Raw genomic sequence first — 26103 nt, forward strand, 5'->3', positions numbered from 1 at the left:
GGACGGCTGGGCGGAAGTCTCAACGCTCTGCCGGTGTGGGGTCTGCCGGTGTGCGGTCTGGCCTGCGGCAGGAACGGGGTCCATGGAATCGGGCGCTGGGGATGAGGGGCTCAGCTGCTGCTTCTCTGCAGCTTGGCAGCCCGCTAGCTGATCAGCTCAGCAGCCGCGTCAGCGTGGCAGCCACCGACTGCACGGCGGCCCGGGCGGTGGCATAGGCCATGCGCATCGGCCCCACCAGGGCCACATGGCCGCGGGCCCCGTCCAGGCTGCTGTAGCCGGCCTGCACCACGGCGCAGGCCTTCAGCGCGCCATGGGGATGTTCCTGGCCGATCCAGATGGCGTCGTTCGGGGGACCCAGCAGCTCGTAGGGGGTGGCCTCCACCAGTTGCACCAGGGGCAGCAGCGTGGCGGTCTGGCTGAACTCCGGCTGGGCCAGCAGCCCACCCATGCCACTGGCCACGGCACTGGCGCCCGGCGCTGCGAGCGGCTGCTGCTGGTCGAGGGCCTGGCGGAGCAGGTGGCCGCTGCTGCGCAGCTCCTGCGGTAACTGCTGCCAGGCAATCGGCTGCTCGGGGTGGGCCCGCAACTGCCGGTTGATCCAGTCCTCCAGCCGGGCCAGCTCGGGCGTGGCCCTGGGCGGCAGCCGCAGGTTGAGGCTGCCGCCGGCCACTGAGCCGCTCACCAGAAACACGATCAGCCGGTCGCCGCTGGCCACCAGCCTCAGTTCCTGCAGGTGCTGCTGCGTCTTGATCGGGCGGGTGATCAGGCTGAGCAGGCCGGTGAGGTCCGCCAGGCGCCGCCCGAGGTGCACCAGCAGATCGTCGAGGGCCGTCCAGTGCAAACTGAGGCCGGCGAGCTCCCGGTCCAGCTGCTGGGCCGCGGCCCCCGGCGCTGGCAGCAGCCGGTTCACGTATTCCCGGTAGCCCAGCTGGCTGGGGATGCGGCCGGCCGAGGTATGGGGCTGGGTCAGCAGCCCCCGCTGCTCCAGCACCCCCATGGCCGAGCGCACCGTGGCGGAGCTGGCCGGCAGAGCGAAGCGGCGCACCAGGGTCTGGCTGCCCACGGGCTCCACGGTGTCCACGTAGTGGCGCACGGCCAGGCGCAGCACCTCCTGCTGACGGGGAGAGAGGTTCTGCGCCAAGACGAGCCCCCGATCCGGAGTGGCTGGATGGTAGAGAGGGCTGAGGGCGTTACGCCGTCAGCGTGGACGCTCGGTAACGCAGGCCTCGGCAGCGCCAGTAGCGCGGTGCTCAGTAGCGCGGTACGGCGGGGTCCACCTGGGTGCTCCAGGCATCGATGCCGCCCACCAGGTTCCAGACGGCGTCGTAGCCGTGTTCCTGGATCAGCCAGCAGCCGAACTGCCAGCTGCGCACCCCCGCGTGGCAGAGCACGGCCACCGGAACGTCGCGCTGCAGCCGGGCGGGCAGATCACCCAGCCACTCCTGGGAGCGGCTGAGGGGCAGATGGATCACCGGCAGGGGCAGACGGGCCAGCTCCAGCTCCTCGGATTCGCGCACGTCCACCAGCTGGATGGCCTCCCCGGCGGCCAGACGCTGCTGCAGGTCGCGGGCCTTGATGCTGATCGGCATGTCCACGGGCTGGTGTTCGGTGCAGGATGGGCGCATCCTGCTGCGTCTGCATGACGGCCTGCCTGGACGCATGAAAGCCCGTCCCTTCCTGGCGGTGGTGCTGGCGGTCACCCTGCTGTTGCTGGGCCTGGCCGCTGGTGCGGGCTGGCTGCTGTGGCAGCGCTCCCCCCTGCAGCTCCAGCGGCGCGCCCTGGTGGTGCCCAGCTCGGCCCGCTTCGTGCCGCGCACGGCCGCCCTGGGGCTGTTCCTGCTGAGCGATCCCCAGCAGCCCGTCGACTACGCCCGCGCCCAGGCACCGATCCGCCAGCGCCGCCAGGCCGCTGAGGCGGTGGCCCGGCTGCGCGACGGGGCCTTCGCGGCTGCCGGCCTCGACTACCCGGGGGAGCTGGCCAGCTGGCTCGGCGCCGAAACCGGTCTGGCCCTGGTGGCGAGCCAACCCGGCCAGCCCCCCGATGGCTGGCTGCTGGCCCTGCACAGCCGCGATGGCGACGGTGCCCGCCGCTTTCTGCAGCGCTTCTGGCAGACCCGCAGCCTCGCCGGCACGGATCTGCAGGTGTCGAGCTACCGCGGCATGGGTGTGATCAGTGGCCGGGGGGCCCTGCTGGGCAGCCAGCCCGTGCCGATCGCCACGGCCCTGATCGACGACGACCTCGTGCTGCTGGCCTCCGGGCGAGGCGTGCTGGAGCAGGCCCTCGACGTGTCGCAGATCGGCGAACTCAACCTGGCGGCCGACCCCTCCTTCCGTCAGGCCGTGCAGCGCCTGGGGCAGGGGACCCTGCTCCTGCAGCTCCGGCCGGCGGGCCTGGAATCCTGGTTGGGCCTGCCGGCCGCCGGGGGAGCTGCCAGGCGCTCCACCCTGCCGCTGCAGTCGGGCACCGTGGCCTTGCGCCCAAGCGGGCGCCGGCTGGCGCTGGAGGCGCTGCTGGCGCTGACGCCGGAATCGCAGGACCAGACCCAGTTCCAGCAGCGGTCAGAACCCCCTGAGCCCGAAGATCCATCCGCCTCCGCCGAGCCTGCGCTCCCAGCGCCTCCAACTCAGGCGGCCTGGAGCTCCCGCCTCGATCCCGCCCTGGCTGCTGCGCTCACGGCGGGGCTGCGGGGCTCCAGCGACAGCCTGGCGCTGCTCCAGGACTCGGCCCACTGGCCAGAATCCTGGGCCTCGCTCTTGGCCAGGTTGCTGCAGCAACCCGATGCAGGCCCCCTGCCCGGCGTGGTGATGGCGGCCGATGCTGGCCCGCTGCTCTGGAGCCAGGGACCCCAGGGCTGGCTGCTGGCCACGCCGGCCGATCAGCCTGAACCGGCGGCGCTGCAGCCTGGCCTCGACGAGCTGGGGTTGGTCACCGCCACGCTGCAGCGTGCGGATGGAGCCAGCCAGCAGGTATGGACCCGGCTCGACGCCCACGAGGCGGCTGGACGCCAGCGTCGCAGCGGCCCCCAGCTCAGCGTCAGCCTGGCGGGAGCGAGGGAGCTGGAGGCCGACCAGGCTTGGTGGGGGCAGACCCTGGCCGCGCTGGAGCAGCGGCGCCAGGGAGGCGCCGTTCCCCGGGATCGCTTGCGGGCCCTGGCCGCCCTGGAGCTGCCCGAAGCGCCCCTGCAGTGGGCCAGCGGCCCTGAATCCGCCAGGGCCCGGCTGCGCCGCTGGCCGGTCTGGCGGCTGCTCACCAGCCTCGCGGGGCAACCCCTCGATGGCGGCGTGGACGGCTTGGCGCTGGGGCTGGAGCCGGAGTCTGGTGATGGCCTGCACCTCAGGCTGGACCTGGGTTTTGGCTGAGCTCTTGCTGCTGCGCCACGGCATCGCCGAGGAGCGTTGCCCCGGTCGGGACGATGGCCTGCGCCAGCTCACCCCCGAGGGGTGGCGGCGCACCCGGCAGGTGGTGGACCAGCTCAGCCGCCTCGGCCTGGGGGGCGATCGGCTCATCACCAGCCCCTTGGCCCGGGCCCGCCAGACGGCCGACATCGCCTTTGCGGCTGGGCTGGCAGCCAGCCTCGAGGCAAGCGAGGCCCTGGCTCCGGGCGGGGAGGCCCTGGCACTGCTGCTGGCTCGGCTGGAGGCTCAGGAAGCAGAGCAGCGGCTGCTGCTGGTGGGCCATGAGCCCGATCTCGGCGGCCTGGCGGCCCGGCTGATCGGTGCAGCCTGCGGCAGCATCGCCCTCAAGAAGGCCGGTGTGGCCCTGCTGCGCTGCTCCGATGCCGTGGCGCCCGGCTGTTGGCAACTGCGGCTGCTGATGGCTCCGAGGCAGCTCCTGTGCGAGCGGGCACGGCGCGAGGTCGGCCTCCAGCCGTAAGTTCTGGCCATTGGACCTCGAGGCATGGCTGAGCGCGTCACCACCAACCGTCCCGCTGGCGTCAGGGAGCAGTCCGCCGCGCCGCCCTTCCGTCCGGGTCTTGAGGGGGTGCCCGCCACCCAGTCGGCCATCTGCGATATCGACGGTCAGCGCGGGCGGCTCACCTACCGGGGCTTCAACGCCGAGACCCTGGTGGCCAACAGCTCCTTTCTGGAAACCACCTACCTGCTGATCTGGGGCGAGTTGCCCACCGCCGAAGGCCTGCGCCATTTCGAGCAGGAGGTGCAGATGCACCGCCGGGTGAGCTTCCGCATCCGCGACATGATGAAGTGCTTCCCGGCCACCGGCCACCCGATGGATGCGTTGCAGAGCAGCGCGGCCTCCCTGGGCCTCTTCTATTCGCGGCGCGCCCTCGACAACCCCGAGTACATCGCCGAGGCGGTGGTGCGGCTGATCGCCAAGATCCCCACCATGGTGGCGGCGTTCCAGCTGATCCGCAAAGGCCAGGACCCGATCCAGCCCCGCGATGACCTCGCCTTTGCCTCCAACATCCTCTACATGCTCATGGAGCGGGAGCCCGACCCGCTGGCGGCCCGCATCTTTGATGCCTGCCTGATCCTGCACGCCGAGCACAGCCTCAACGCCAGCACCTTCAGCGCCCGGGTGACGGCCAGCACCCTCACCGATCCCTACGCCGTGGTGGCCTCGGCGGTGGGCACGCTGGCCGGTCCCCTGCACGGCGGTGCCAACGAGGACGTGCTGGCCATGCTGGAAGCGATCGGCAGCGAGGACCGGGTGGGGCCCTGGCTCGACCGGGCCATCGCCGAGAAGCAGAAGATCATGGGCTTCGGTCACCGTGAATACAAGGTGAAGGACCCCCGCGCCGTGATCCTGCAGGGGCTGGCCGAGCAGCTGTTCGACCGCTTCGGCCACGATCCCCTCTACGACCTGGCCCGCAAGGTGGAGGAGGAGGCCAGCTCCCGGCTGGGCCCGAAGGGCATCTACCCCAACGTGGACTTCTATTCCGGCCTCGTGTATCGCAAGCTCGGCATCCCCCGCGATCTGTTCACCCCCGTCTTCGCCATCGCCCGCACGGCCGGTTGGCTGGCCCACTGGAAGGAGCAGCTTGGTGCAAACCGCATCTTCCGACCGTCGCAGATTTACACCGGGTCTGCACCACGTGAGTGGATCCCCCTGGAAGCCCGCTAAGTTGCTGCGATCTGAGACGCCGTCATGCTGAGCCCCTCAGGGCCAGGTCTGGCCTCGGTGCTGGGGCTCGTCCCGGCCACCGCCCTCCCACCTGGTCCTGGCCTTGATCTCGAGGCCAGTTTCGTTGCTCTGCTCCAGGGTCTGGGCCTCAGCCCAGGGGCCGCGCGCCTGCTCTGGCTGCCCCTGCCCATGCTGCTGGTGCTGGTCGCCGCCGTGGTGGGGGTGCTGGTGAACGTGTGGCTGGAGCGCAAGATCTCCGCCGCCGTGCAGCAGCGGATCGGCCCCGAATATGCCGGAGCCCTGGGGATGCTGCAGCCCATGGCCGATGGCCTCAAGCTGCTGTTCAAGGAAGACATCATTCCCGCCCGGGCCGACGGCCTGCTGTTCACCCTCGGCCCGGTGCTGGTGCTGATCCCGGTGATCCTCAGCTGGCTGGTGGTGCCCTTCGGCGAGCACCTGGTGATCAGCAATGTGGGCATCGGCATCTTCCTCTGGATTGCCCTGAGTTCCATCCAGCCGATCGGCCTGCTGATGAGCGGCTACGCCTCCAACAACAAGTACTCGCTGCTGGGTGGCCTGCGGGCGGCGGCCCAGTCGATCAGCTATGAAATTCCGCTGGCCCTGGCCGTGCTGGCCGTGGTGATGATGAGCAACTCGCTCAGCACCGTGGACATCGTGGCCCAGCAGAACGGGGCGGGCATCCTCAGCTGGAACATCTGGCGCCAGCCCGTGGGCTTCGTGATCTTCTGGATCTGTGTGCTGGCCGAATGCGAGCGCCTTCCCTTCGATCTCCCGGAGGCGGAGGAGGAACTGGTGGCTGGCTATCAGACCGAGTACGCCGGCATGAAGTTCGCCCTCTTCTATCTCGGCAGCTACATCAACCTGGTGCTCTCGGCCCTGCTGGTGTCGGTGCTCTACCTGGGGGGCTGGGGCTTCCCGCTGCCGGTGGAATGGCTGGCGGGCTGGCTGGGTCAGCCGATCGATGCGCCACTGGTGCAGGTGATCACGGGGTCTGTGGGGATCGTGATGACCGTATTGAAGGCCTACCTGCTGGTGTTCCTGGCGATCCTGCTGCGCTGGACCACCCCCCGGGTGCGCATCGACCAACTCCTTGACCTGGGCTGGAAGTTCCTGCTGCCGATCGCCCTGGTCAACCTGCTCGTCACCGCTGGTCTCAAGCTGGCTTTCCCCGCCGTCTTCGGCGGCTGAACCTTCAGCTTCGGCTCTCCTGAGTCATCATGGTCGTGCTTCGACCAGACCAGCCCCGTCGTCCAACCGCCTTCAAGCGCATGTTCGGGTTTCTCAAAAAAGTCGGCGACTACAGCCGCGATGCGGTGGGTGCCGCCCAATACATGACCCAGGGGCTGGCGGTCACCTTTGATCACCTGCGCCGCAGGCCGGTCACGGTGCAGTATCCCTACGAAAAGCTGATCCCCTCGGAGCGCTATCGCGGCCGCATTCATTTCGAGTTCGACAAGTGCATTGCCTGCGAAGTGTGCGTGAGGGTGTGCCCAATCAATCTGCCTGTGGTGGATTGGACGATGAACAAAGCCACCAAGAAAAAAGAGCTCAGTAATTATTCGATTGATTTCGGAGTTTGCATCTTCTGTGGCAACTGTGTGGAATACTGCCCCACCAACTGCCTCTCGATGACGGAGGAGTACGAGCTCTCCGCCTTTGACCGCCACAGCCTCAACTACGACAACGTGGCGCTCGGCCGCCTGCCCACCAGCGTCACCAGCGACCCCGCCGTGGTGGCCCTGCGGGAGCTCGCCTACCTGCCCAAGGGAGAGATGGATCCCCACGGCGTGCCCGACACCACGCCTCGAGCGGGGCAGCTGCCTGAGCAGGTGCTCGCTGCGATGCCCGCCTCAGCCCCGGCCCCCAAGGACAAGCCCGCTTCGGAGAGTGACAGCTGATGACCATTGCCTCCAGCACCCAGTTCATCTGCTTCGCCATCCTCGCCACCACCCTGGTGGCCGGAACCCTGGGCGTTGTGCTGCTGCCCAACATCGTCTATTCCGCTTTCCTGCTCGCTGGCGTCTTCCTTTCGGTGGCCGGGCTCTACCTGATGCTCAATGCCAGCTTCGTGGCCGCGGCCCAGGTGCTCGTGTATGTGGGCGCCGTGAACGTGTTGATCCTGTTCGCGATCATGCTGGTGAACAAGCGGGAGGATCTCTCCGTGATCAAGGGTCTGGCCCTGCGCCGGGGGCTGTCGGGGCTGGTCTGCGGCGGGCTGTTTGCCTTGCTCTTCCGGGTGGCCGTCACCACGCCCTGGAACCTGCCTGGTCCCACGCCGATCGGTGAGGAGGCCACCATCCGCATCGGTGAGCACCTCTTCTCCGACTATCTGCTGCCGTTTGAGCTCGCCTCCGTGCTGTTGCTGATGGCCATGATCGGTGCCATCGTCCTGGCCAGGCGCGATGTGTTCAGCTCCGATATCGCCACAGGTGAGGCCGCTGATCAGGAGCTGATCGAGCAGTCCCGTTATCCCCTTTTGCTCGACAAGTCGTCGTCCTGAGCTGGCCCGACCGGTCCACCCTCCGTCACCATCACCCCACCATGGAGCCCAGTCTTTCCGCCACGATTCCTCTTCAGGCCTACCTGGTGCTCGCGGCTCTGCTGTTCTGCGCCGGCGTGTGGGGGCTGATCAACAGCCGCAACGCGGTGCGGGTGCTGATGAGCATCGAGCTGATGCTGAATGCGGTGAACATCAACCTGATGGCCTTCTCCAGCTATCTCGATGGTGAGCTGATCCGCGGCCAGGTGTTCGCGATCTTCGTGATCACCGTGGCGGCTGCAGAGGCTGCGGTGGGTCTGGCGATCCTGCTCTCGCTCTACCGCAACCGCGAAACCGTGGACATGGAGCGTTTCAACCTGCTGCGCTGGTGATCCCTGAACTCTCCCCATGCGGCTCGATCGCATCTGGCTGATCGCCAGGGCCGGCAGCCAGGCTGCCCAGCGCCAGGCCCAGCGCTGTGCCCAGGACCTGCGCGGCCAGGGAGCCACCGTGACCATGGCCACCAGTGGCCCCGTCAACAACCCCTTCCCGGGACTGCTGGCCACCGAGCCTGAACTGCCGGATCTGGCCATCGTGCTGGGCGGCGATGGCACGGTGCTGGGAGCCGCCCGACACCTGGCTCCTCTGGCCATTCCAATCCTCTGCTTCAACGTGGGCGGTCACCTGGGCTTTCTCACCCACAACCGCAACCTGCTGCGTCTCGATGGCGAGGCCCCACGCCGCGGCACCCCCTCCGATGACCCGCGCAGCCTCTGGAGCATCCTGCGCGAGGACGCCTTCGCGGTGGAGCAGCGCATGATGCTGGAGGCCCACATCGATCGCGGTGATGGTGTTGAGGCGGCCGCGGAGCTGACCCATCTCGCCCTCAACGACGTCTATTTCCGTCCAGGCCTTGATGAACGCTCGCCCACCTGCGTGCTGGAGCTTGAGATCGATGGAGAGGTGGTGGACCAGTTCCGCGGTGATGGGCTGATCATCGCCACCCCCACCGGATCCACCGGTTACGCCATGGCGGCCGGTGGGCCGATCCTGCATCCCGGCATCGAGGCGATCGTGGTCACGCCGATCTGCCCGATCAGCCTCTCCAGCCGCGCCCTCGTGGTGCCCCCCCGGGCCCAGCTGTCGGTGTGGCCCCTGGGGGAGTCGAGTCGCCGGGTCAACCTCTGGCAGGACGGAGCCCAGGCCACCACCCTGGAGCCGGGTGACCGGGCCCTGGTGCAGCGCTCGGGCCATCCGGCGCTGATGCTCGTGCTGGAGCGCAGCCCGTCCTATTACCGCACCCTCACCCACAAGCTGCACTGGGCTGGCAGCCTGATTGCCGGCGAACCCTCCCACAACTGACCCCAGCCATGGCCCTGGAGATCGAGCGTCGGTTCCTGGTGCACGGTGACGAGTGGCGCCAGCACATCACTGGGCGAGCCCATCTGTTGCAGGGCTACCTGGTGAGCGGCCCCGGTGGACTCACCCTGCGGGTGCGCTCCAGCAGGGCGGAGGATGCGCTGGGGGGAGAGCCTGCCGAGGCCTGGCTCACCCTCAAGGCTCCGCTGGCGGCCGGCGGGGCTTCTGGTCTGCCTGGGGAGGCCCCGGGGCAGCCCGATGGCCTGGTGCGGCAGGAGTTCGAGTACGCCATCCCTCTCGCCGATGCCCAGGCCCTGCTGGCCCTGGCCCCCTTCCAGATCAGCAAGTGGCGCTACCACCTCGCCCTTCCCGGTGGTGACTGGGTGGTGGATGTGTTCGAAGCGGCCAATGCCCCCCTGGTGCTGGCGGAGGTGGAGCTGGCGTCGGCTGACCAGTTGCCCCCCCTGCCGCCCTGGTGCGCCCAGGAGGTGACCGGGCGCCACGAGCTCAGCAATGCCGCCCTGGCCCGCGAGCCCCTGCAGGCTTGGAGCCCTGAACGGCGCCGGAGCCTGCCGCACTGGTTGCACAGGGGGGCGGTGGCATCGGATACAATCAACAGACTTTCTTAAGGAGCTGGGCGTGCTCGGTCTCTACGACAGCCAGGGTGTGTTGCGCTTTGCTGGCCGGGACCGGGACGACTGTCTCGCCTACGCCGAGCTCTTCGCACTGCCTGAGGACAGCTACAGCCTCGAGAGCGTGGCGGTGCTGGTGGGCGGCTCCCTTGCCAGCGCCCCCCGGGCTGCCTTGGCGGGGGTCTGAGGCTGGGGCTCCCGAAACCCTGTGCGGGGTGCGGACTGCCCGCTCATGCCGAGACCTGCTCAGCTTTCTTCGTCAGGCTGATGCTCCAGTGAGCAGCAGTTGAAGCCATCACGGCAGATCTTGCCCCGATCCATCGCCCAGTTCAGCAGGGCCACGCGGTTCTTGGCGCCGGTCTTGGTGAAGATGTTGCTCACGTGGTTGTCCACGGTGCGCTTGCTGATCGTGAGCAGGCCCGCGATCTCCTGATTGGTGAGCCCTTCCGCCACCAGGGAGATGATTTCCAGTTCCCGCTCGGAGAGGTTGCGCTCCTGGGGCTGATGCTGCTGGAGCTCTCTGCCCATCTCCGCCAGGCCCATAGGCACTTCTTCACTCTAGGCAGGCCCCTGCCGCATGATGGGGCCTGCGATGGGAAGCTTGGCTTGCTGCTCCAACAGGCCCTGGCCAGCGGGCAACCGGCGATCACGGCTGAGGTCACTCCGCCGCGGGGCGCAGACCCCAGCCGCACCCTGGCCGCTGCCGCAGCCCTGCGCCACTGGGTGCACGCCATCAACGTGACCGACGGCAGCAGGGCAGTGATGCGGATGAGCAGCCTGGCCCTCTGCCGTCTGCTGCTGGACATCGGTCTGGAGCCCGTGCTGCAGATGGCCTGCCGTGATCGCAACCGCATTGCCCTTCAGGCCGATCTGCTGGGGGCCCACGCCCTCGGCCTGCGCAATCTGCTCTGCCTCACGGGGGATCCGGTGAGGGCTGGGGATCAGCCCGGCGCCCGGCCCGTGAATGAGCTCGAATCGGTGCGGCTGCTGCAGCTGGTGGCCCAGCTGAATAGCGCTCAGGACCCGGTGAGTGGCCTGCTGCCGGATGGCGGCACCGCGTTCTTCGCCGGAGCGGCCGCCGACCCCCAGAGCCCCAGCTGGAGCGGCCTTCAGAGCCGCATGCGCCGCAAGCAGCGTGCCGGGGCCCGCTTTGTGCAGACCCAGATGGTGACGGATGCCACCGCCCTGCGCCGCTTCGTCGACGAGATCGCCGCCCCCCTGGGGCTGCCGGTGCTGGCCGGTGTGTTTCTGCTCAAGTCGGCGAAGAACGCGCTGTTCATCAACCGGGTGGTACCCGGAGCGAACATTCCCCAGCGCCTGATCGATCGTCTGGCCGCCGCGACCGATCCTGCGGCGGAAGGGGTGGCCATCGCTGCGGAACAGGTGGCCAGCTATCTGGAGATCGCCCAGGGGGTTCACGTGATGGCGATCAAGGCCGAAGCGCTCATCCCCAGAATCCTCGCCCAGGCCGGGTTGGCTCCGCTGCAGCCGGCTGCAGGGCTTGAGCACGGCGACCACGGCCTTTCGGCGGCTCCGCCTGCCCCTGCCCCTGCCGCTGTGGCCCTGGGCAGGGAGGTGTCGTCCTAGCCAGGGCCCCGCTGTGGCTGAACCAGGTCCTGGTTGAGGGTGAGATCGTTGCCCAGCAGTTCCGCCAGGGCCTTCTGCTGCGGACTCGGCGACAGCACGTCCTGGCGGCGGGCATCGGTGATCAGCCAGTCGAGGGCGGCCTCCTGGAGGTCGAAGTGATCGCCGTTGCGGTCCACGCAGTAGCGACCGAACACGAGCTTCTCGACCAGGCGTACGCCGGGACCGATGCGGGAGTAGTCGAAGATGATCGAGTTGTCGATCACGGCGCCTTCGCAGATCTGACAGCTGGGGCCGATCATGGCCGGCCCGATGATCGTGGCACCGTCTTCGATGCGGGTCATGCCGCCCACGTAGATCGGCCCCTCCACCCTGATCCGATCCCAGTTGGCGGCCACATTCAGGCCGGTGTACACCCCAGGCCGCACTTCTTTGCCGGGAATCTGCACCTGCCGCACCTTGCCCTGGAGCACGCTGCGGATGGCCTGCCAGTAGTCGGGCACTTTGCCGATGTCCACCCACTCGAATTCCATCGGCAGGGCGTAGAAGGGCGCTCCAGCAGCCACCAGCTTCGGGAACAGATCCGAGCCGATGTCGAAGGGTTGGTTGCTGGGCACGAAATCGAGCACTTCCGGCTCGAAGATGTAGATGCCGGTGTTGATCATGTTGCTGGCGGCCTCCGCCAACGCAGGCTTCTCCTGGAAAGAGAGCACCCTGCCGCCGTCATCGGTCACCACCACGCCATAGCTGCTCACCTGATCGTTCGGCACCCGCTTGGTGACCAGGCTCGCCATCGCGCCCTTCTCACGATGCAGGCGCACGGCTTCGGTGAGGTCGAGATCGATCAGCGCATCGCCGCACAGCACCACGAAGGTGTCGTCGAAGAAGGTCTGAAAGTTCTGGATCTTCTTGAGGCCTCCAGCGGAGCCCAGGGCATCGCCGATCAGTTCACCGTCTTCGATGCGGCCTTCAAAGCTGTAGGCGATCTCCACCCCGAAGCGCTGGCCGTCGCGGAAGTAATTCTCGATCTCTTCTGCCAGGTGTGACACATTCACCATCACTTCGGTGAAGCCGTGCTGCCGCAGCAGCTCGAGCAGAAACTCCATCACGGGCTTCTGCAGGATGGGGATCATCGGCTTGGGAATGGTGTGCGTGATCGGCCGCACCCTTGTTCCTTTGCCAGCCGCCAGAATCATCGCCTTCATCTGGGCGTACTCACTGAGGTCGGGGGGCCCCACCTTACGCGCAGGATCAGGCCACCAGCTGCTCCACCCCTGCCGGGGGGGGCGGTCCTGCGGCTGAGAGCTGGGCCACGCTGCCGCCCAGGGCCTCCGCCGCGCAGCGCCGCAGGCTCAGGCAGGCGCCCAGGCCGCCGGGCTGCTCCAGGTCCACCTTGCCCTGGTGGCAGAGGAAGAGCAGGGCCCAGAACACCCCCACCCGATCCCGGTCCAGGTCATCGTCCGTCCCGGCCGGCTGGGGGGCTTCGGCCCAGGCGCCGACGAGCTCCTCGAAGTCGACCCAGTCGTGGGCTGGGTCCCAGCTCAGCATGAACTGGCTGAGGGCGGCGGTGGTCTCCGGCAGCTTCTCCCGGTGGGCCAGGTTCGTCACCTGGGCGATCGCCGCCCGATCGCTGTAGCGGTGGGGGCGGTGACGCTGACGGCTGGGGCCCGCTGGCTCCTGCTCCAGCCGCTCAGCGATCTCCTCCAGCTGGCGGATCAACTCGCCCAGCGTCACCGGGCGCTGCAGGGGTGGCGGCGCCACTGGGCGACGCCAGAGGTGGCGCTCCGGCCGTCGCGGCAGTTGCAGGGCAGGATCACCTCCCCAGTCGGCCCCCTCGGCGTCGAAGGCGGCGTCGAAATCGTCATCCAGCGGTTCCTCCAGGGGCAGGGTGCTGGCCTCGAGCAGCTCGGCTTTGAGGCTCACCAGCACCGAGGCGGCCAGGAAGGCCTCGCTGGCCTCCGCCAGGTCGTGCTCATAGCTGCCTCCCCGGCTGGCCCCAGCCGCTGAAACCAGCCGGGGCACGGTGATGCGCTGGCGCAGCTGATCCAGAAAGCCGTCGATCACGGCAATCACATCCACGTCCCAGGGATCGAGATCCCCCTGGACGGCCGCATCCTGCAAGAGCCGGATGGCCAGTCTGGCGCCGCCGTCTGCCAATCCCGTCCCGGTGGTCCAAAGGTCTGTGTCGGCACGCTACCGGCGTTGGCCATGCTCAACCACCCCGTTGGTAGCTCTCCTGATCAGGAGGCCAGGCTGGAGTCTTCGGCGCCCATGGCCTCAGGGGCCTCAGTGGCGTGGGAGGGCCCAGGGGCGGAACTCTCGCCGGCGGCGGGCAGCAGGGCCAACTGGGCATCCACGGTGGCGCGGTAGCGCTGCAGGTCGTTCTCAAGCTCCTGGATGCGCACCTGCTGGGCCTCGTACTCGCCCTGGGTCTGCAGGGCTTCCACCTTGCGCACCACCCCGGTCCACACCGCGAACACCCAGGCCGCCGTGGCGCCGATGCCGCCCACCACCAGCAGCAGGGCGGCCAGCGGCATGGTGGCGTTGAGACCCGGCAGGAAGTGCACGGTGGTGGCGGCCGTGTTCTCCAGGGTGAACATCACCGTGGCCAGGCCGAAGCTGAAGATCAGCAGGAAGTTCAGCTGTTTCATGTCGCTCCACCCCAGGGCGTGGGCGGCAGCTTACGCACAATTCCGATCGCCGTCACGGCTCAGGCCGGGGCTGCCGGCAGGGGCAGGGGAGGGGCCTGCAGCAGCTGCTGACGGATCAGGCGGCTGGCGGGCGGGGCGATCACCCTGGCCATGGCGTCGTTTTCCCGCAGCACCAGGGCCTCGATCGAGGCGCGGTAGCTGTCCGTCATGATCCGCGGATAGAGACCGATGCCGATGATGGGCACCAGCAGGCAGCTGATCACATAGATCTCGCGGGGCTCGGCATCCACCAGGTTGGTGTGGGAGGCCAGTTCGGCGTTCTCCTTGCCGAAGAAGATCTCGCGCAGCATCGACAGCAGGTAGATGGGGGTGAGAATGACGCCCACGGCCGCCAGGGCGGCGATCACCACCCGGAAGCTGAGGGTGTAGGCCTCGCTGGTGACGAAGCCCACGAACACCATCAGCTCGGACACGAAACCACTCATGCCCGGCAGGGCCAGGGAGGCGAGGCTGCACACTGTCCAGAGGGCGAACATCTTGCGCATCTTCTGGCCCACGCCGCCCATCTCATCGAGCTGCAGGGTGTGGGTGCGGTCGTAGGTGGCACCCACCAGAAAGAAGAGACTGGCGCCGATCAGGCCATGGCTGATCATCTGCAGCATGGCGCCGCTGGTGCCCAGGTCGCTGAAGCTGCCGATGCCGATCAGCACGAAGCCCATGTGGCTGATCGAGCTGTAGGCGATCTTGCGCTTGAGGTTCCTCTGGGCGAAGGAGGTGAGGGCGGCGTAGATGATGTTCACCACCCCCAGCACCACCAGCAGGGGGGCGAACTGGGCATGGCCCTCGGGCAGCAGCTGCACGTTGAAGCGCAGCAGCGCATAGCCGCCCATCTTCAGCAGGATGCCGGCCAGCAGCATGTGCACCGGCGCCGTGGCCTCGCCGTGGGCATCCGGCAACCAGGTGTGCAGGGGCACGATCGGCAGCTTCACGCCGAAGGCGATCAGCAGGCCCGCGTAGCAGAGCACCTGGAATTTGCTGCCGAACTCCTTGGCCATCAGGGCCGTGTACTCGAAGCTCACGTCACCGCCGTAGAAGGCCATCGCCAGGCCCACGATCAGGATGAACAGGGAGCTGCCGGCGGTGTAGAGGATGAACTTGGTGGCGGCGTACTGGCGCTTCTTGCCGCCCCAGATGGCCAGCAGCAGGTACACCGGCAGCAGCTCCAGCTCCCAGGCCAGGAAGAACAGCAGCATGTCCTGCACGGCAAACACCGCGATCTGGCCGCCGTCCATGGCCAGCAGCAGGAAGTAGAAGAGCTTCGGCTTGAACGTCACCGGCCAGGCGGCCAGGGCGGCCAGGGCGGTGATGAAGCTGGTGAGCAGGATCAGCGGCATCGAGAGGCCGTCGGCACCCACCGACCAGGCCAGCCCCAGATCCGGCAGCCACTCCACCCGCTGCACCAGCTGCAGACCCTCCACGGAGGGGTCGTAGCCGTTGAGGTAGCCGGCCACCGTGATCAGGAAGGTGGTGAGGGCGATGCCGAGGGCGTACCAGCGCACCTGCTTGCCATCGCCCTTGTCGGGCACGAAGGGAATCAGCAGGGCCGCACCGATCGGGAACAGGATCGCGGCGCTGAGCCAGGGGAAAGGCACTGAAGGCAAGGGTTCCGTTGGGCGGAGTGTAGAAATGCCCGCTAGGTGAACACTCCTACGGTGGGGGGAGGCACACAGTCCGTAGGGCTGACGGGATCAGACGCAAGGCCGGCAGGCCATCGGCTCAGCCGAGCGAGCCGAACAGCACCACGAGGCCCACCACGCCCCCGAACACGATCAGGGCATAGAACTGGGCCCGGCCGGTCTCGAAGTACTTCAGCCCCTCGCCGCTGCCCAGGGTGACCAGGCCGGTGAGGTTCACCACCCCGTCCACCACCTTCGAGTCCACCTCCAGCACCGAGCGGGCCAGCTTGCGGCTGCCCTTCACGAACAGCTTCTCGTTGATGGCATCGAGATACCACTTGTTGGCCAGGAAGGCGTTCACGGCCGGGAAGCGGCCGGCCACGGCCTGGCCCAGGTCGATCTTGTGCAGGGCATAGGCGACCACCGCCAGGCCGATGCCGGCGCTGGAGATCGCCACCGACGCTCCCGCCAGAGGCAGAAACTCGCCCCAGCTGAACTGCGCCGCCATCTCGGCGGCCTCCTCCGGCTCCAGCAGGGCCGCAAAGCGGCTGTTCCAGGGGGTGCCCAGCAGGCCGATCAGCACCGAAGGCACCGCCAGCACGGCCAGGGGCAGGGCCATCTGCCAACCGGATTCGTGCGGATGCTCGGCGTGGGCGTGGCCGTGCTCGTCGCCCTCATTGGAGCCCCCACCGGCGGCGGTCAACAGCTGGGTCTGCAGAGCGGCGTCGTTGCCGCGGAAGCTGCCCTCGAAGGTGAGGAAGTAGAGCCGGAACATGTAGAAGGCGGTCATCCCGGCGGTGATGAAGCCCATGGCCCAGAGCAGCGGGAAGCTGTTGAAGGCCTGGCCCAGGATCTCGTCCTTGCTCCAGAAGCCGGCCAGGGGAGGAATGCCGCTGATCGCCACGCAGCCGATCAGAAAGGTGGTGCTGGTCACGGGCATGAACCTGCGCAGCCCTCCCATCAGGCGCATGTCCTGGGCGAGCACGGGCTCATGGCCCACCACCTCCTCCATGGCATGGATCACCGAGCCGGAGCCGAGGAACAGCATCGCCTTGAAGAAGGCGTGGGTCACCAGGTGGAACATGCCAGCCACGGGGGCGCCGCAGCCCATCGCCAGCATCATGTAGCCGAGCTGGCTCACGGTGCTGTAGGCCAGCCCCTTCTTGAGATCCATCTGGGTGAGGGCGATGGAGGCCCCCAGAAACAGGGTGATGGTGCCCACCACGGCGATCACCAGGTTCACCAGCGGGAAGGCGTCGTAGAGCGGCTGGAGCCGGGCCACCAGGAACACCCCAGCCGCCACCATGGTGGCGGCATGGATCAGGGCTGAGATCGGCGTGGGGCCCTCCATCGCATCGGGGAGCCACACGTGCAGGGGGAACTGGGCCGACTTGGCCATCGGCCCCATGAACACCAGCAGGCACAGGATCACGGCCACGCCGGTGCTGATGGTGCCCGCTCCCACGGCCTCACTGAGGCGAGTGCCGATCTCCTCGAAACCGAAACTGCCCGTGGCCCAGAACAGCCCCAGGATCCCCAGCAGCAGGCCGAAGTCGCCCACCCGGTTCACCACGAAGGCCTTCTGGGCGGCGTTGGCGGCTCCGTCGCGGTCGTACCAGAAGCCCACCAGCAGGTAGGAGCACATGCCCACCAGCTCCCAGAACACGTAGATCTCGAGCAGGTTGGGGCTGATCACCAGCCCCAGCATCGAGCTGCTGAACAGGGCCAGATAGGTGAAGAAGCGCACATAGCCCTTGTCGTGGGCCATGTAGCCATCGGAATACACCATCACCAATAGGGCAATGGTGGTGACCAGGGCCAGCATCACGGCGCCGAGGGGATCGACGCGGAAGCCCATCTGCAGGTTGAAGCTGCCGGCGCTGGCCCAGTTGAACAGGATCTCCGTGGGGCCCGCCCCTGAGAGCTGCTCCGCCAGCACGGCGAAGCTGAGCACGGCGGCGGCGCCCACGCAGCTGATCAGCAGCAGGGCGGCGGGTTTGCGCAGCCGGTTCACGGTGCGGTTGAAACTGATCAGACCCAGGCCCACCAGGCAGGCTCCTGCCAGGGGCAACACCGGGATCAACCAGGCGAGTTCAGCGGTTGAAGGCATCCGGCGGGCACGGGCTGGGCCGAGTGTAGGCAGTGCGCCCTGGAGCGCCGCTGCCGATGGGGGATTGCCAGCACAGCCTGGTGGTTTGGCCTCAGGCCAGCCAGTGCCCCAGGGCGGTGCGGGAAAAGGCCGTGGCCCCCACCCCGATGAAGCGGTGCGACCACCAGAACAGACCCACCGCGATCACGATGCCCAGCTGGGCCGGGCGCAGAAACTCCGACGCCACCAGGCGCTGGCGGCCGTCGAGCACGGCGCGGAAGGGCAGGATCGATGTGCTGGCGCGCAGCTCCTCAAAGGCGGGGCCGAAGCGGTTGTGGAGGCGGCGGTCGCCGTTCCACACCGCGAACAGGTGGTGGGCGATCAGGCCGGCGCAGGTCACCAGGGTGAAGCTCGTGCCGATCCAGAGCAGGTGGGTGGCACACCAGAGCACCTGGCCCACGGCCTGGGGATGGCGGCTGACGCGGATGATCCCGGTGGCGTACAGCCGCACCTGGGGCTTCAGCAGCGCCGGGATCTCCAGCAGGTTGTAGGTGGCGGGATAGAGAAACAGGAAGCTGATGGCCGTTCCCACCCACACCACGGGCACGATCCAGGGCTGGGCCTGCAGGTCCCAGAGCCGCACGCCGTCGTAGCGGTGGGCCAGGAAGTAGCCCACCACCACCACCGCGGCAGGAATGCTGAGGGCGGCGAAGATCAGGCGCCAGGCCCGCTCACCGATGCGGGCCACGCCCCACTGGCGCAGGGAGGCGCCGCCGCTGTGCAGCACGGCGAAGGCCAGCAGCAGGGCCAGCATCACCCAGCTGGTGTGGTGAAGGGAGCTGGAGGGCACGGGCCGAGGAAGTTGTGAAGCTGGCGATTCTGGCGTCCTGCAGGCCCCCTAGAGTCGCGGCTTGCACCCTGGTGCTGGCCGGCGGGCCCTATGGCTGATCTGCCTTTCACCCTTGACCAGCTCCGGATCCTGCGGGCGATCGCCAGTGAGGGCAGCTTCAAGAAGGCTGCCGACAGCCTCTATGTGACCCAGCCCGCCGTGAGTCTCCAGATCCAGAACCTGGAGAAGCAGCTCAGCGTGTCCCTGTTCGACCGTGGCGGCCGCAAGGCCCAGCTCACCGAGGCGGGGCATCTGCTGCTCAGTTACTGCGATCGGATCCTGAGCCAGTGCCAGGAGGCCTGCCGCGCCCTTGAGGACCTCCACAACCTCAAGGGGGGCTCCCTGCTGGTGGGTGCCAGCCAGACCACCGGCACCTATCTGATGCCGCGCATGATCGGGCTGTTCCGGCTGAAATACCCCGATGTGGCCGTGCAGCTTCAGGTGCACAGCACCCGACGCACCGGCTGGAGCGTGGCCAACGGCCAGCTGGATCTCGCCATCATCGGCGGCGAGCTGCCCCCCGAACTCAACGAGCTGTTGCAGGTGGTGCCCTACGCCAGTGATGAACTGGCCCTGGTGCTCCCCACCAAGCATCCCCTCGCCCGCCTCCAGGAACTCACCAAGGAAGACCTCTACCGGCTGGGTTTTGTCTGTCTCGATGCCCAGTCCACCACCCGCAAGATGGTGGACCAGCTGCTGGCCCGCTCCGGCCTCGATCTGAGCCGCCTCAAGATCGAGATGGAACTGAACTCCTTCGAGGCGATCAAGAACGCCGTGCAGTCGGGCCTGGGGGCGGCTTTTCTGCCGGTGGTGTCGATCGAGAGGGAGCTCTCAGCCTCCACCCTGCATCGGGTGCAGGTGGCCGACCTGTCGGTGCGTCGCCAGCTCAAACTGATCAGCCACCCGGCCCGCTACTGCTCGAGGGCCTCGGAGGCCTTCCGGCAGGAGGTGCTGCCCGCCTTCGCCAGCCCCGACAGCCCCCTGCGCCGTCCGCTGCAGCAGCCTGCCCCTGAGGCCAGCCCCACGGCGGCCGCCACCTAGCGGCGGCTCAGGCTCAGAACTGGTCGGCCTCAGGGGTGATGCCCACCGTGTCGTCGGCCACGCCCTTGGTGAGGAACTTGTTCTCGCTGATGTCGGTCTGGTAGACGCAGCGCACGATCGGCTGGTCCTTCACCGAGCCGACATAGGCAAAGGTGTTCATGCGCTGCTTGCACTGGCGCATCTGCTCGGCGGTCACGGCGCCCTCCCGCTCCAGCACGCTCCAGTTCTCCCGCCGGATCACACAGCCGGGCCTGAGCGCGGGCTGGGTGACGAAGCTGGTGCTGGGGTTCATCGTGGTGTACAGCTCGATGTCCATCACGAAGGCACTGGCTCCCCACTGCCGGCAGAACTCCGGATCGGGCACGGCCATGTCGAGCTGCTGGGAGCTGGCGATGTTGCCCTGGTTGCCCTGGGTGGTGCTGGAGATGCCCGTACCGATGCCAATGCCCACCACCAGCACACCGGCCAGAACGGCCACGGAGGCCACGTTCAGCTGAATCGGCACGCCGCCCCCCGAGCCACTGCCTCCTGGCCCGCCACCACCGGGTCCGCCGCCGCCGCCACCGCCGCCGCGCCTGCGGTTCAGCTCCGCCTCGTAGCGATCGCTCTCGTAGCGGCCGGAATCGCGCCCGGCACGGTCGCGGCGAAACCGATCAGGGCCGGCACGGTCGTCGAAGCGATCTCCCGGTCGCGTCGGTCGCGTATCGGCCCGGCGGTAGGCGCCGGGGCGCTCGTCGTCGTAGCGGCGGGGGGCGCGAGTCACGGGGAATCAGGCGTGCGGGGCAGGCCCATGGAGTAGTTGAGAACGCGGCAGTCGGGGTTGTAGCGCAGCTCGCCGGCCTGGAGCAGCTGACGGATCTGGCCCTCCAGCTCGGAGCCGATGTGGCGCAGGTTGTATTCGCTCAGCTCGGCGCCGGCATGGGCCGCCACCAGCTCGCGAAAGTGCTGCTGCACCTTCTCCAGCACCGCCGGCTCCCACACGAATTCGTTGTCGGGATCCACGTCCAGGGTGAGCTGGCTGGGGTCGGGCACCAGGTCCTGTCCCTCAAGCCGGGCCGTGAACAGGCGCACGTGGCGGGTGGTGGATTTCAGCAGCGTGGCTGCGGAACTGGAATCAGCCATGGGGTGATGTGGGGCGCAGCCAACGCTTCGACTTTAGGAACACCTGGGCGCGGCCAGCCGTGGCCCCGGCGCCGCGCTGCTCAGGCAGCCACCTTTATGGTTGACCTTCTTTGTTCCCTGGGCTATGCGGGTCGCGATCGCCGGTGCCGGACTGGCGGGTCTTGCCACGGCCAAGTACCTCTGCGATGCCGGCCACACTCCGTTGGTGGTGGAGGCGCGCGACGTGCTCGGGGGCAAGGTGGCCGCCTGGCAGGACGAGGACGGCGACTGGTACGAGACCGGGCTGCACATCTTTTTCGGGGCTTACCGCAACATGCGCCAGCTCTTCAAGGAGCTGGACATTGAAGATCGGCTGCAGTGGAAGAGCCACTCGATGATCTTCAATCAGAAGGAAACGCCAGGCACCTACAGCCGGTTTGATTTTCCGGAGATCCCAGCACCCTTCAACGGTGTGGCCGCGATTCTGGGCAACAACGACATGCTCACCTGGCCGGAGAAGATTTCCTTCGGGCTGGGCCTGGTGCCGGCCATGCTGCGGGGGCAAGGTTATGTGGAAGAGTGTGATAAGTATTCCTGGACTGAGTGGCTGCAGATCCACAACATTCCAGAGCGGGTGAATGATGAGGTGTTCATCGCCATGGCCAAGGCGCTGAACTTCATCGATCCCGATGAGATCTCCAGCACCGTGGTGCTCACCGCCCTGAATCGCTTCCTGCAGGAGGGCGATGGCTCCAAGATGGCCTTCCTCGACGGCAACCCACCGCAGCGCCTGTGTCAGCCGATCGTTGACTACGTCACCGCCCGCGGCGGCGAGGTGCATCTCGACGCGCCCCTGAGGGAGATCGCCCTGAACCCGGACGGCACCGTTCAGGGGTTTCGCATCGCCGGGATCAAGGGCAAGCAGGCCTACACCCTCGAGGCCGATGCCTACGTGAGTGCCCTGCCGGTGGATCCCTTCAAGCTGCTGCTGCCGGAGCCCTGGAAGGCCATGCCGTACTTCCAGAAACTCGATGGCCTCAAGGGAGTGCCGGTGATCAACATCCACCTCTGGTTCGACCGCAAGCTCACCACGATCGATCACCTGCTGTTCAGCCGCAGCCCCCTGCTCAGTGTCTACGCCGACATGAGCAACACCTGCCGCGAATACGAAGATCCGAACCGCTCGATGCTGGAGCTGGTGTTCGCCCCCGCCAAGGACTGGATCGGCCGGCCGGATGAGGAGATCGTGGCGGCCACCATGGAGGAGCTCAAGCGACTGTTCCCGATGCACTTCACCGGTGAGAACCAGGCCCAGCTGCGCAAGTCGATCGTGGTCAAAACGCCGTTGTCCGTCTACAAGACGGTGCCCGGTTGCCAGAAACTGCGCCCGGATCAGGCCTCGCCGATCGCCAACTTCTTTCTGGCTGGCGACTACACCATGCAGCGCTATCTGGCCTCCATGGAGGGGGCGGTGCTCAGTGGCAAGCAGTGTGCCCAGGCGGTGGCGGCTGCCGCTGAAGGGCTCCAGTCCTCCCCTGCCGGGCGCCAGCTCAGCCCGGCAGCCTGAACGGGCGGCGGAGCGTGGGTCAGGATGGTGCCCTGACGATTCTGGTGCGGAGCTCCGCTCCAGGCCCTGCCCCGGTGCCACCCCGGGTCCGCCCCCTGCTCCCCGGCCGCTCTGCCATCACCACCGCTTCCCCCCAGGCCCTGTCCCCCCGCCACGCCGCAGCCGAGGGTCCCGCCCTGTCCTCCTCGTCCATGACGCTCGATTGCCGTCCACAGCGGCTGGTGCGGGGATGACCGCCCAGCTCTGCCACCATGGCCAGCGTCCCAGCCGACCTGTGGTGCTCCCCAGCCTTGCTCAGGCCTACGAACACTGCCGGCAGGAGACGGCCGAGTGGGCCAAGACCTTTTATCTGGGCACCCTGCTGATGCCTCCGGCCAAGCGCCGGGCGATCTGGGCGATCTACGTGTGGTGCCGCCGCACCGACGAGCTGATGGACAGCGCCGAGGCCCAGGCGCGCTCCGAACAGGAGCTGGCTGAGCGTCTCGATGCCTGGGAGCTGCGCACCAGGGAGCTGTTCAACGGGGTGGTCCACGACGGCCTGGATCTGGCCATGCAGGACACCCTTGAGCGCTATCCCCAGCCGCTGCAGGCCTACCTGGACATGATCGAGGGCCAGCGCATGGACCTGAGCCGGCAGCGCTACACCAGCTTTGCCGAGCTGGAGCTCTACTGCTATCGGGTGGCGGGCACGGTGGGCCTGATGACCCAGGAGGTGATGGGCCGCGACGCCGCCTACACGTCGGCCCCCTGGAGTGCTGCCCCAGACACCTCGGATGCGGCCGTGGCCCTGGGCATCGCCAACCAGCTCACCAACATCCTGCGCGACGTGGGCGAAGACCGCAGCCGCGGGCGGATCTACCTGCCCCAGGATGAGCTGGCGCGGTTTGGCTACGGCGAGGAGCAGCTTCTGGCGGGGGTGCTCAACGACAACTGGCGGGCCTTGATGCGCTTCCAGGTGACCCGGGCCCGTCAGTGGTTTGCCCGCTCGGAGGCCGGCGTGCGCTGGCTGGCTCCCGATGCCCGCTGGCCGGTGTGGGCCTCGCTGCGGCTCTACCGCGGCATTCTCGATGTGATCGAGCAGCAGAACTACGACGTGTTCAACAAGCGGGCCTATGTGCCCCGCACCGGCAAGCTGCTCGACCTGCCGCTGTCCTTCGTTGTGGCCCAGGTGCGCTAACCAGCCGGGGCGCTCAGTCCCTGGTCCGCTTCGGCTAGGGCCTCCAGCAGCAACGGGTTCACCTGCTCCGGGGCCTCATCGTGGGGGCAATGGCCCAGCCCCGGCAGTTCATGCAGCTGCCGCACACAGGCGAAGCGCTGCCAGCGGCGGGCTTCGGCCACTGGCTCCCAGGGATCTGCCTGACCGCAGATCAGGGTCACGGGCGTGGCCAGCTGGTCCAGCAGGTCCGGGGCCAGGCAGTCGTCGAAGAGATTCACGAAGCCGCGGAAGGCCTCGCTGGCGCCGGGCTGCTGGGCCGGGGTGAGAAGCAACGCCACCAGCTGCTCATCCACGTTGCGGCCGCTGGGATAGGCCTGGAGCAGCACCCGGCGGATCGCCTCCGGCCGGGCGAAGGAGCGGAACAGCAACTGGGTCAGCCAGCGTTGGCGCACCACGCTTTTCAGGGCCGGGCGCAGGCGGCGCAGCCCTGCGGGCTGGTCCACCAGGCGCTTGTCATCGAGGGCGCGCTGGGCGCAATCCACCAGAACCACGCCCAGGGCGGGCCGGCCACTGCGCTCCAGCTTGGCAGCGGCGGCCAGGGCGACGACGCCGCCGATGGAGTTTCCCACCAGCTGCACCGTGTCCAACTGCTGGGAGGCGATGAACGCCACCACCTGATCGGCCCAGAGCTCCATGCCGTAGCGCAGGGAGCCCGGCAGCTCGGGTTCGTCGCCCAGGCGGGAGCGGGGCTTGTCGCTGGCCCCGAAACCGATCAGGTCAAGGGCATACACAGGCCGTTGTTGCCGCAGGGCCTCCACGCTGTGACGCCAGTGCTCCTTACAGGCCCCGAAGCCATGGATCAGCAGCACCGGCGCCGCCGGCGTGCTGCTCAGGGCCGGCGCGCTCAGATAGGCCACCCGCCAGCCCCGCCAGGTCATGGCCGCCAGCCAGGCCGGGGGGTAGGGAGAGGTGACCATCGGGCTGGGGCGGGGAACGGATGGCTGCCGGCCGCCTCCAGCCGCGTTCAGACCGCGGCCTTCTGGTTGTCGAGCAGCTGCTTGAGCTTGGCCAGCTCGCCGGCCCAGCGGGGGTCGGGGGCCTCGCTGTCCACCTGGTCGGCGTGGACCACCTTGTTCACGGCCTTGCGCTGGGGGGCGCTGCCGGTGCCACCACGGCGGTCGGCGGTGGCGGTGGCACGGGCGTCTCGGCGCTCGGAGACCTCGATGCGCAGGGTGTTGCCACCGAAGTCCTTACCGTTGAGCTGCTCGATCACGGCGTCGGCCAGCTTCTGGTCGTCCACGTTGGCGAAGCCGAAACCGCGGCAGGCGCCCGTGTCGCGATCATTGACGGCCTTGAAGCGCACCCCTTCCCCGATGGCCGTAAACAGAGCCTCGAGCTCCTTGGCATCAAAAGCTTGCGGCAGGTTGCCGACGTAGAGACGAATGCTCATGGCAGGGGATGGGATAGGAAAACGTTTCGCAGGCGAGGAAAACCTCGGACACACGCCTATGACATCTGGAAGTTAACCATGCCGCCGGTCGAGCCAGGCCCTGGCGGCGATCAGAGCCGCCCTGCTGGCCGCCGGATCCTGCGGCGGGATCCGGCCGAAGGCCCGCTCCTGGGTGAGATGCCTCATCAGCACTCCCAGTTCGGGCCCCGGCGCCAGCCCGAGGGCCTGCTGCAGCTGCACGCCGTTGAGAGGAGAGCTGGGGTGGAAGAGAGGGTCTTCCGCCAGATGCCAGCGCTCCATCTGCTGCTTCGCCTGGGGCGCCGGCAGGAAGAGCAACAGGGCCGGCAGGTCTGCCTCCAGGTCCAGGTGCAGCTGAAGTTGCTCGGCCTCCGTGAGCGCGGCTCCCGCCGCGGCCTGTGTCAGCCGCCGCCACCACCGGCGCAGCCGTCCGCTGCGCTGCTGCAGCTGACGGCTGGCCCGGAGCTGGCCCAGGGCCTCAGGCGGCAGCAGCGCCGCCAGCCGGGCCAGCGGCAGGGCCCAGGCAGCCGCGCTGCCGAGCCCGCAGGCCTCGGCCTGCTCAAGGCTGAGGCTCAGCAGCACGGGCTCAGCCGTGGCATCGGCCCCCCAGGGGGCCAGCAGACTCAGCCCGGCACATCCGGCCAGGCCCCGCTCGCCGCCGGGGGCCGTGGCCAGTTTCTCCAGTTCGGTGAGCACCCGCTCGCCGGCCACCTCGGCGAGCCTTGCCCCGTGGCGCCGGATCCAGTTGCGGCTGCGCGCCTCCAGCACGAGTTCCAGCTCCACCTCCAGGCGCAGACCGCGCAGCAGCCGCAGCGGATCGGCCAGCAGGTTGGCCTCGCTCACGGCGGCCAGGCGAGCGGCTCTGAGGTCGCCGAGGCCGCCGGTGGGATCCAGCAGGGGGCTGCCGGGGGCCAGGGGCAGGGCGATCGCGTTGGCGGTGTAGTCGCGGCGGCGGAGGTCCTGCTCGAGGCTGTTGCCCTCCTGCCGGGCCAGGTCGAGGGTCCAGCCCCGCAGCACCAGCCGGGCGATGTCGCGCTCGGAGTCCAGCACCACACAGGTGCCGCCGCAGCGGCGGGCCAGCTGCCGCCCCAGGCTGATCGCTGCGCCCGGCACCACCAGGTCAAGGTCGGGGCAGGGCGCCAGGCGGCCCAGCAGGGCATCGCGCACGGCTCCCCCCACCAGGGCGCAGCCCGCGGGGAAGTGGTCCGGGGGCACGGGCCAGTGCTGGGGCGCCAGCCGCTCCCACAGCCGCACCGCCCGCTCGTCAGCCGGCAGATTGCCCGCCACAATGGGCGCCTGGCGCGACC

28 protein-coding genes are annotated in these 26103 nt (G+C 68.3%); 14 read left to right on the forward strand and 14 right to left on the reverse strand.

Annotation, left to right across the window (positions count from 1 at the left end; all coding sequences use genetic code 11):
• Nucleotides 1-151 precede the first annotated feature (151 nt).
• On the reverse strand, nucleotides 152-1141 hold the full coding sequence (locus CyaNS01_RS01725; protein ID WP_186698361.1) for a heat-inducible transcriptional repressor HrcA: 990 nt from the start codon (nucleotides 1139-1141) through the stop codon (nucleotides 152-154).
• A gap of 109 nt (nucleotides 1142-1250) precedes the next feature.
• A complete protein-coding gene (locus CyaNS01_RS01730) occupies nucleotides 1251-1589 on the reverse strand; it encodes a rhodanese-like domain-containing protein (RefSeq protein WP_225875744.1) in 339 nt (112 codons plus the stop codon).
• On the opposite strand from CyaNS01_RS01730, the gene CyaNS01_RS01735 reads away from it, so the two are divergent.
• The 10 genes from CyaNS01_RS01735 (at nucleotide 1588) to CyaNS01_RS01780 (ending at nucleotide 9761) form a co-directional block, all read left to right on the forward strand.
• Nucleotides 1588-3360 (forward strand): DUF3352 domain-containing protein, encoded by a 1773-nt coding sequence (locus CyaNS01_RS01735; RefSeq protein ID WP_225875745.1) that lies wholly within the window; start codon nucleotides 1588-1590, stop codon nucleotides 3358-3360. The genes CyaNS01_RS01730 and CyaNS01_RS01735 overlap by 2 nt on opposite strands.
• Entirely contained in the window at nucleotides 3353-3874 is a 522-nt protein-coding gene (sixA, locus tag CyaNS01_RS01740) for a phosphohistidine phosphatase SixA (RefSeq protein WP_225875746.1), read from the forward strand. Before CyaNS01_RS01735 ends, sixA begins: the two co-directional genes overlap by 8 nt.
• A gap of 24 nt (nucleotides 3875-3898) precedes the next feature.
• Nucleotides 3899-5083 (forward strand): citrate synthase, encoded by a 1185-nt coding sequence (locus tag CyaNS01_RS01745; RefSeq protein WP_186698369.1) that lies wholly within the window; start codon nucleotides 3899-3901, stop codon nucleotides 5081-5083.
• A gap of 24 nt (nucleotides 5084-5107) precedes the next feature.
• Complete coding sequence (nuoH, locus tag CyaNS01_RS01750; RefSeq protein WP_225875747.1) at nucleotides 5108-6292, forward strand: NADH-quinone oxidoreductase subunit NuoH; 1185 nt, start codon at nucleotides 5108-5110, stop codon at nucleotides 6290-6292.
• Between the two features lie 80 nt (nucleotides 6293-6372).
• A complete protein-coding gene (gene ndhI, locus CyaNS01_RS01755; protein WP_186700069.1) occupies nucleotides 6373-7002 on the forward strand; it encodes an NAD(P)H-quinone oxidoreductase subunit I in 630 nt (209 codons plus the stop codon).
• Complete coding sequence (locus CyaNS01_RS01760; RefSeq protein WP_186698371.1) at nucleotides 7002-7604, forward strand: NADH-quinone oxidoreductase subunit J; 603 nt, start codon at nucleotides 7002-7004, stop codon at nucleotides 7602-7604. The genes ndhI and CyaNS01_RS01760 overlap by 1 nt, the downstream gene beginning before the upstream one ends.
• Before the next feature lie 41 nt (nucleotides 7605-7645).
• Entirely contained in the window at nucleotides 7646-7975 is a 330-nt protein-coding gene (gene nuoK / locus CyaNS01_RS01765) for an NADH-quinone oxidoreductase subunit NuoK (protein WP_186698373.1), read from the forward strand.
• Between the two features lie 16 nt (nucleotides 7976-7991).
• Entirely contained in the window at nucleotides 7992-8945 is a 954-nt protein-coding gene (locus tag CyaNS01_RS01770; RefSeq protein WP_186698375.1) for an NAD(+) kinase, read from the forward strand.
• Nucleotides 8946-8953: 8 nt separating this feature from the next.
• Nucleotides 8954-9571 (forward strand): CYTH domain-containing protein, encoded by a 618-nt coding sequence (locus tag CyaNS01_RS01775; protein WP_186698377.1) that lies wholly within the window; start codon nucleotides 8954-8956, stop codon nucleotides 9569-9571.
• 10 nt (nucleotides 9572-9581) lie between these two features.
• Entirely contained in the window at nucleotides 9582-9761 is a 180-nt protein-coding gene (locus tag CyaNS01_RS01780) for a hypothetical protein (RefSeq protein WP_186698379.1), read from the forward strand.
• A gap of 59 nt (nucleotides 9762-9820) precedes the next feature.
• On the opposite strand, the gene CyaNS01_RS01785 is transcribed toward CyaNS01_RS01780, so the two are convergent.
• Nucleotides 9821-10102 (reverse strand): response regulator transcription factor, encoded by a 282-nt coding sequence (locus tag CyaNS01_RS01785; protein WP_186698381.1) that lies wholly within the window; start codon nucleotides 10100-10102, stop codon nucleotides 9821-9823.
• A 78-nt stretch (nucleotides 10103-10180) separates the two neighbouring features.
• Between CyaNS01_RS01785 and CyaNS01_RS01790 the strand changes: the two genes are divergently transcribed.
• A complete protein-coding gene (locus CyaNS01_RS01790) occupies nucleotides 10181-11161 on the forward strand; it encodes a methylenetetrahydrofolate reductase (RefSeq protein ID WP_225875748.1) in 981 nt (326 codons plus the stop codon).
• Here the strand turns inward: CyaNS01_RS01790 and CyaNS01_RS01795 are convergent.
• From CyaNS01_RS01795 to CyaNS01_RS01820, 6 genes are all read right to left on the reverse strand, one after another.
• A complete protein-coding gene (locus tag CyaNS01_RS01795; protein ID WP_186700071.1) occupies nucleotides 11158-12363 on the reverse strand; it encodes an NDP-sugar synthase in 1206 nt (401 codons plus the stop codon). The genes CyaNS01_RS01790 and CyaNS01_RS01795 overlap by 4 nt on opposite strands.
• Before the next feature lie 46 nt (nucleotides 12364-12409).
• Nucleotides 12410-13315 carry a segregation/condensation protein A gene (locus tag CyaNS01_RS01800; RefSeq protein WP_186698385.1) on the reverse strand — a complete coding sequence of 302 codons (906 nt, stop codon included), beginning with the start codon at nucleotides 13313-13315 and terminating at the stop codon, nucleotides 12410-12412.
• 83 nt (nucleotides 13316-13398) lie between these two features.
• Nucleotides 13399-13809, reverse strand: coding sequence for a LapA family protein (locus tag CyaNS01_RS01805; protein ID WP_186698387.1), 411 nt, complete (start codon nucleotides 13807-13809; stop codon nucleotides 13399-13401).
• A 59-nt stretch (nucleotides 13810-13868) separates the two neighbouring features.
• A complete protein-coding gene (locus tag CyaNS01_RS01810) occupies nucleotides 13869-15461 on the reverse strand; it encodes an NAD(P)H-quinone oxidoreductase subunit 4 (protein WP_186698389.1) in 1593 nt (530 codons plus the stop codon).
• Nucleotides 15462-15585: 124 nt separating this feature from the next.
• Entirely contained in the window at nucleotides 15586-17595 is a 2010-nt protein-coding gene (locus CyaNS01_RS01815; protein ID WP_186698391.1) for an NAD(P)H-quinone oxidoreductase subunit 5, read from the reverse strand.
• Between the two features lie 91 nt (nucleotides 17596-17686).
• A complete protein-coding gene (locus CyaNS01_RS01820; protein ID WP_186700073.1) occupies nucleotides 17687-18388 on the reverse strand; it encodes an NnrU family protein in 702 nt (233 codons plus the stop codon).
• A 126-nt stretch (nucleotides 18389-18514) separates the two neighbouring features.
• Between CyaNS01_RS01820 and CyaNS01_RS01825 the strand changes: the two genes are divergently transcribed.
• A complete protein-coding gene (locus CyaNS01_RS01825) occupies nucleotides 18515-19504 on the forward strand; it encodes a LysR family transcriptional regulator (RefSeq protein WP_186698392.1) in 990 nt (329 codons plus the stop codon).
• Between the two features lie 13 nt (nucleotides 19505-19517).
• Here the strand turns inward: CyaNS01_RS01825 and CyaNS01_RS01830 are convergent, their stop codons facing one another.
• Together CyaNS01_RS01830 and CyaNS01_RS01835 are read right to left on the reverse strand one after the other, a co-directional pair.
• Nucleotides 19518-20267, reverse strand: a complete 750-nt coding sequence (locus tag CyaNS01_RS01830) for a DUF3172 domain-containing protein (protein ID WP_370561628.1) — start codon at nucleotides 20265-20267, stop codon at nucleotides 19518-19520.
• On the reverse strand, nucleotides 20264-20626 hold the full coding sequence (locus CyaNS01_RS01835; RefSeq protein WP_186698394.1) for an NAD(P)H-quinone oxidoreductase subunit M: 363 nt from the start codon (nucleotides 20624-20626) through the stop codon (nucleotides 20264-20266). The genes CyaNS01_RS01830 and CyaNS01_RS01835 overlap by 4 nt, the downstream gene beginning before the upstream one ends.
• Before the next feature lie 124 nt (nucleotides 20627-20750).
• On the opposite strand from CyaNS01_RS01835, the gene pds reads away from it, so the two are divergent.
• On the forward strand, nucleotides 20751-22172 hold the full coding sequence (gene pds / locus CyaNS01_RS01840) for a 15-cis-phytoene desaturase (RefSeq protein ID WP_186698396.1): 1422 nt from the start codon (nucleotides 20751-20753) through the stop codon (nucleotides 22170-22172).
• A 229-nt stretch (nucleotides 22173-22401) separates the two neighbouring features.
• Entirely contained in the window at nucleotides 22402-23349 is a 948-nt protein-coding gene (locus tag CyaNS01_RS01845; RefSeq protein WP_186698397.1) for a phytoene synthase, read from the forward strand.
• On the opposite strand, the gene CyaNS01_RS01850 is transcribed toward CyaNS01_RS01845, so the two are convergent.
• From CyaNS01_RS01850 to CyaNS01_RS01860, 3 genes are all read right to left on the reverse strand, one after another.
• Nucleotides 23346-24305, reverse strand: a complete 960-nt coding sequence (locus tag CyaNS01_RS01850) for an alpha/beta fold hydrolase (RefSeq protein WP_186698399.1) — start codon at nucleotides 24303-24305, stop codon at nucleotides 23346-23348. The genes CyaNS01_RS01845 and CyaNS01_RS01850 overlap by 4 nt on opposite strands.
• A 47-nt stretch (nucleotides 24306-24352) precedes the next feature.
• Nucleotides 24353-24778: an RNA-binding protein gene (locus CyaNS01_RS01855; RefSeq protein ID WP_186698400.1), complete on the reverse strand. Its 426-nt coding sequence runs from the start codon at nucleotides 24776-24778 to the stop codon at nucleotides 24353-24355.
• 72 nt (nucleotides 24779-24850) lie between these two features.
• Nucleotides 24851-26083 (reverse strand): CCA tRNA nucleotidyltransferase, encoded by a 1233-nt coding sequence (locus CyaNS01_RS01860; RefSeq protein ID WP_225875749.1) that lies wholly within the window; start codon nucleotides 26081-26083, stop codon nucleotides 24851-24853.
• Between the last annotated feature and the right edge of the window lie 20 nt (nucleotides 26084-26103).

This window comes from Cyanobium sp. NS01 (genome assembly GCF_014280235.1).
Lineage (GTDB): Bacteria > Cyanobacteriota > Cyanobacteriia > PCC-6307 > Cyanobiaceae > NIES-981.

Coding starts and splice junctions, on each gene's coding strand:
- pds (WP_186698396.1), top strand. CDS start 20,751: ATGCGGGTCGCGATCGCCGGTGCCGGACTGGCGGGTCTTGCCACGGCC.
- nuoK (WP_186698373.1), top strand. CDS start 7,646: ATGGAGCCCAGTCTTTCCGCCACGATTCCTCTTCAGGCCTACCTGGTG.
- CyaNS01_RS01855 (WP_186698400.1), bottom strand. CDS start 24,778: ATGAGCATTCGTCTCTACGTCGGCAACCTGCCGCAAGCTTTTGATGCC.
- CyaNS01_RS01825 (WP_186698392.1), top strand. CDS start 18,515: ATGGCTGATCTGCCTTTCACCCTTGACCAGCTCCGGATCCTGCGGGCG.
- CyaNS01_RS01835 (WP_186698394.1), bottom strand. CDS start 20,626: ATGGCTGATTCCAGTTCCGCAGCCACGCTGCTGAAATCCACCACCCGC.
- CyaNS01_RS01770 (WP_186698375.1), top strand. CDS start 7,992: ATGCGGCTCGATCGCATCTGGCTGATCGCCAGGGCCGGCAGCCAGGCT.
- CyaNS01_RS01795 (WP_186700071.1), bottom strand. CDS start 12,363: ATGAAGGCGATGATTCTGGCGGCTGGCAAAGGAACAAGGGTGCGGCCG.
- CyaNS01_RS01805 (WP_186698387.1), bottom strand. CDS start 13,809: ATGAAACAGCTGAACTTCCTGCTGATCTTCAGCTTCGGCCTGGCCACG.
- CyaNS01_RS01820 (WP_186700073.1), bottom strand. CDS start 18,388: ATGCTGGCCCTGCTGCTGGCCTTCGCCGTGCTGCACAGCGGCGGCGCC.
- CyaNS01_RS01785 (WP_186698381.1), bottom strand. CDS start 10,102: ATGGGCAGAGAGCTCCAGCAGCATCAGCCCCAGGAGCGCAACCTCTCC.
- nuoH (WP_225875747.1), top strand. CDS start 5,108: ATGCTGAGCCCCTCAGGGCCAGGTCTGGCCTCGGTGCTGGGGCTCGTC.
- CyaNS01_RS01815 (WP_186698391.1), bottom strand. CDS start 17,595: ATGCCTTCAACCGCTGAACTCGCCTGGTTGATCCCGGTGTTGCCCCTG.
- ndhI (WP_186700069.1), top strand. CDS start 6,373: ATGTTCGGGTTTCTCAAAAAAGTCGGCGACTACAGCCGCGATGCGGTG.
- CyaNS01_RS01845 (WP_186698397.1), top strand. CDS start 22,402: ATGACCGCCCAGCTCTGCCACCATGGCCAGCGTCCCAGCCGACCTGTG.
- CyaNS01_RS01850 (WP_186698399.1), bottom strand. CDS start 24,305: ATGGTCACCTCTCCCTACCCCCCGGCCTGGCTGGCGGCCATGACCTGG.
- CyaNS01_RS01730 (WP_225875744.1), bottom strand. CDS start 1,589: ATGCCGATCAGCATCAAGGCCCGCGACCTGCAGCAGCGTCTGGCCGCC.
- CyaNS01_RS01735 (WP_225875745.1), top strand. CDS start 1,588: ATGTCCACGGGCTGGTGTTCGGTGCAGGATGGGCGCATCCTGCTGCGT.
- CyaNS01_RS01760 (WP_186698371.1), top strand. CDS start 7,002: ATGACCATTGCCTCCAGCACCCAGTTCATCTGCTTCGCCATCCTCGCC.
- CyaNS01_RS01745 (WP_186698369.1), top strand. CDS start 3,899: ATGGCTGAGCGCGTCACCACCAACCGTCCCGCTGGCGTCAGGGAGCAG.
- CyaNS01_RS01775 (WP_186698377.1), top strand. CDS start 8,954: ATGGCCCTGGAGATCGAGCGTCGGTTCCTGGTGCACGGTGACGAGTGG.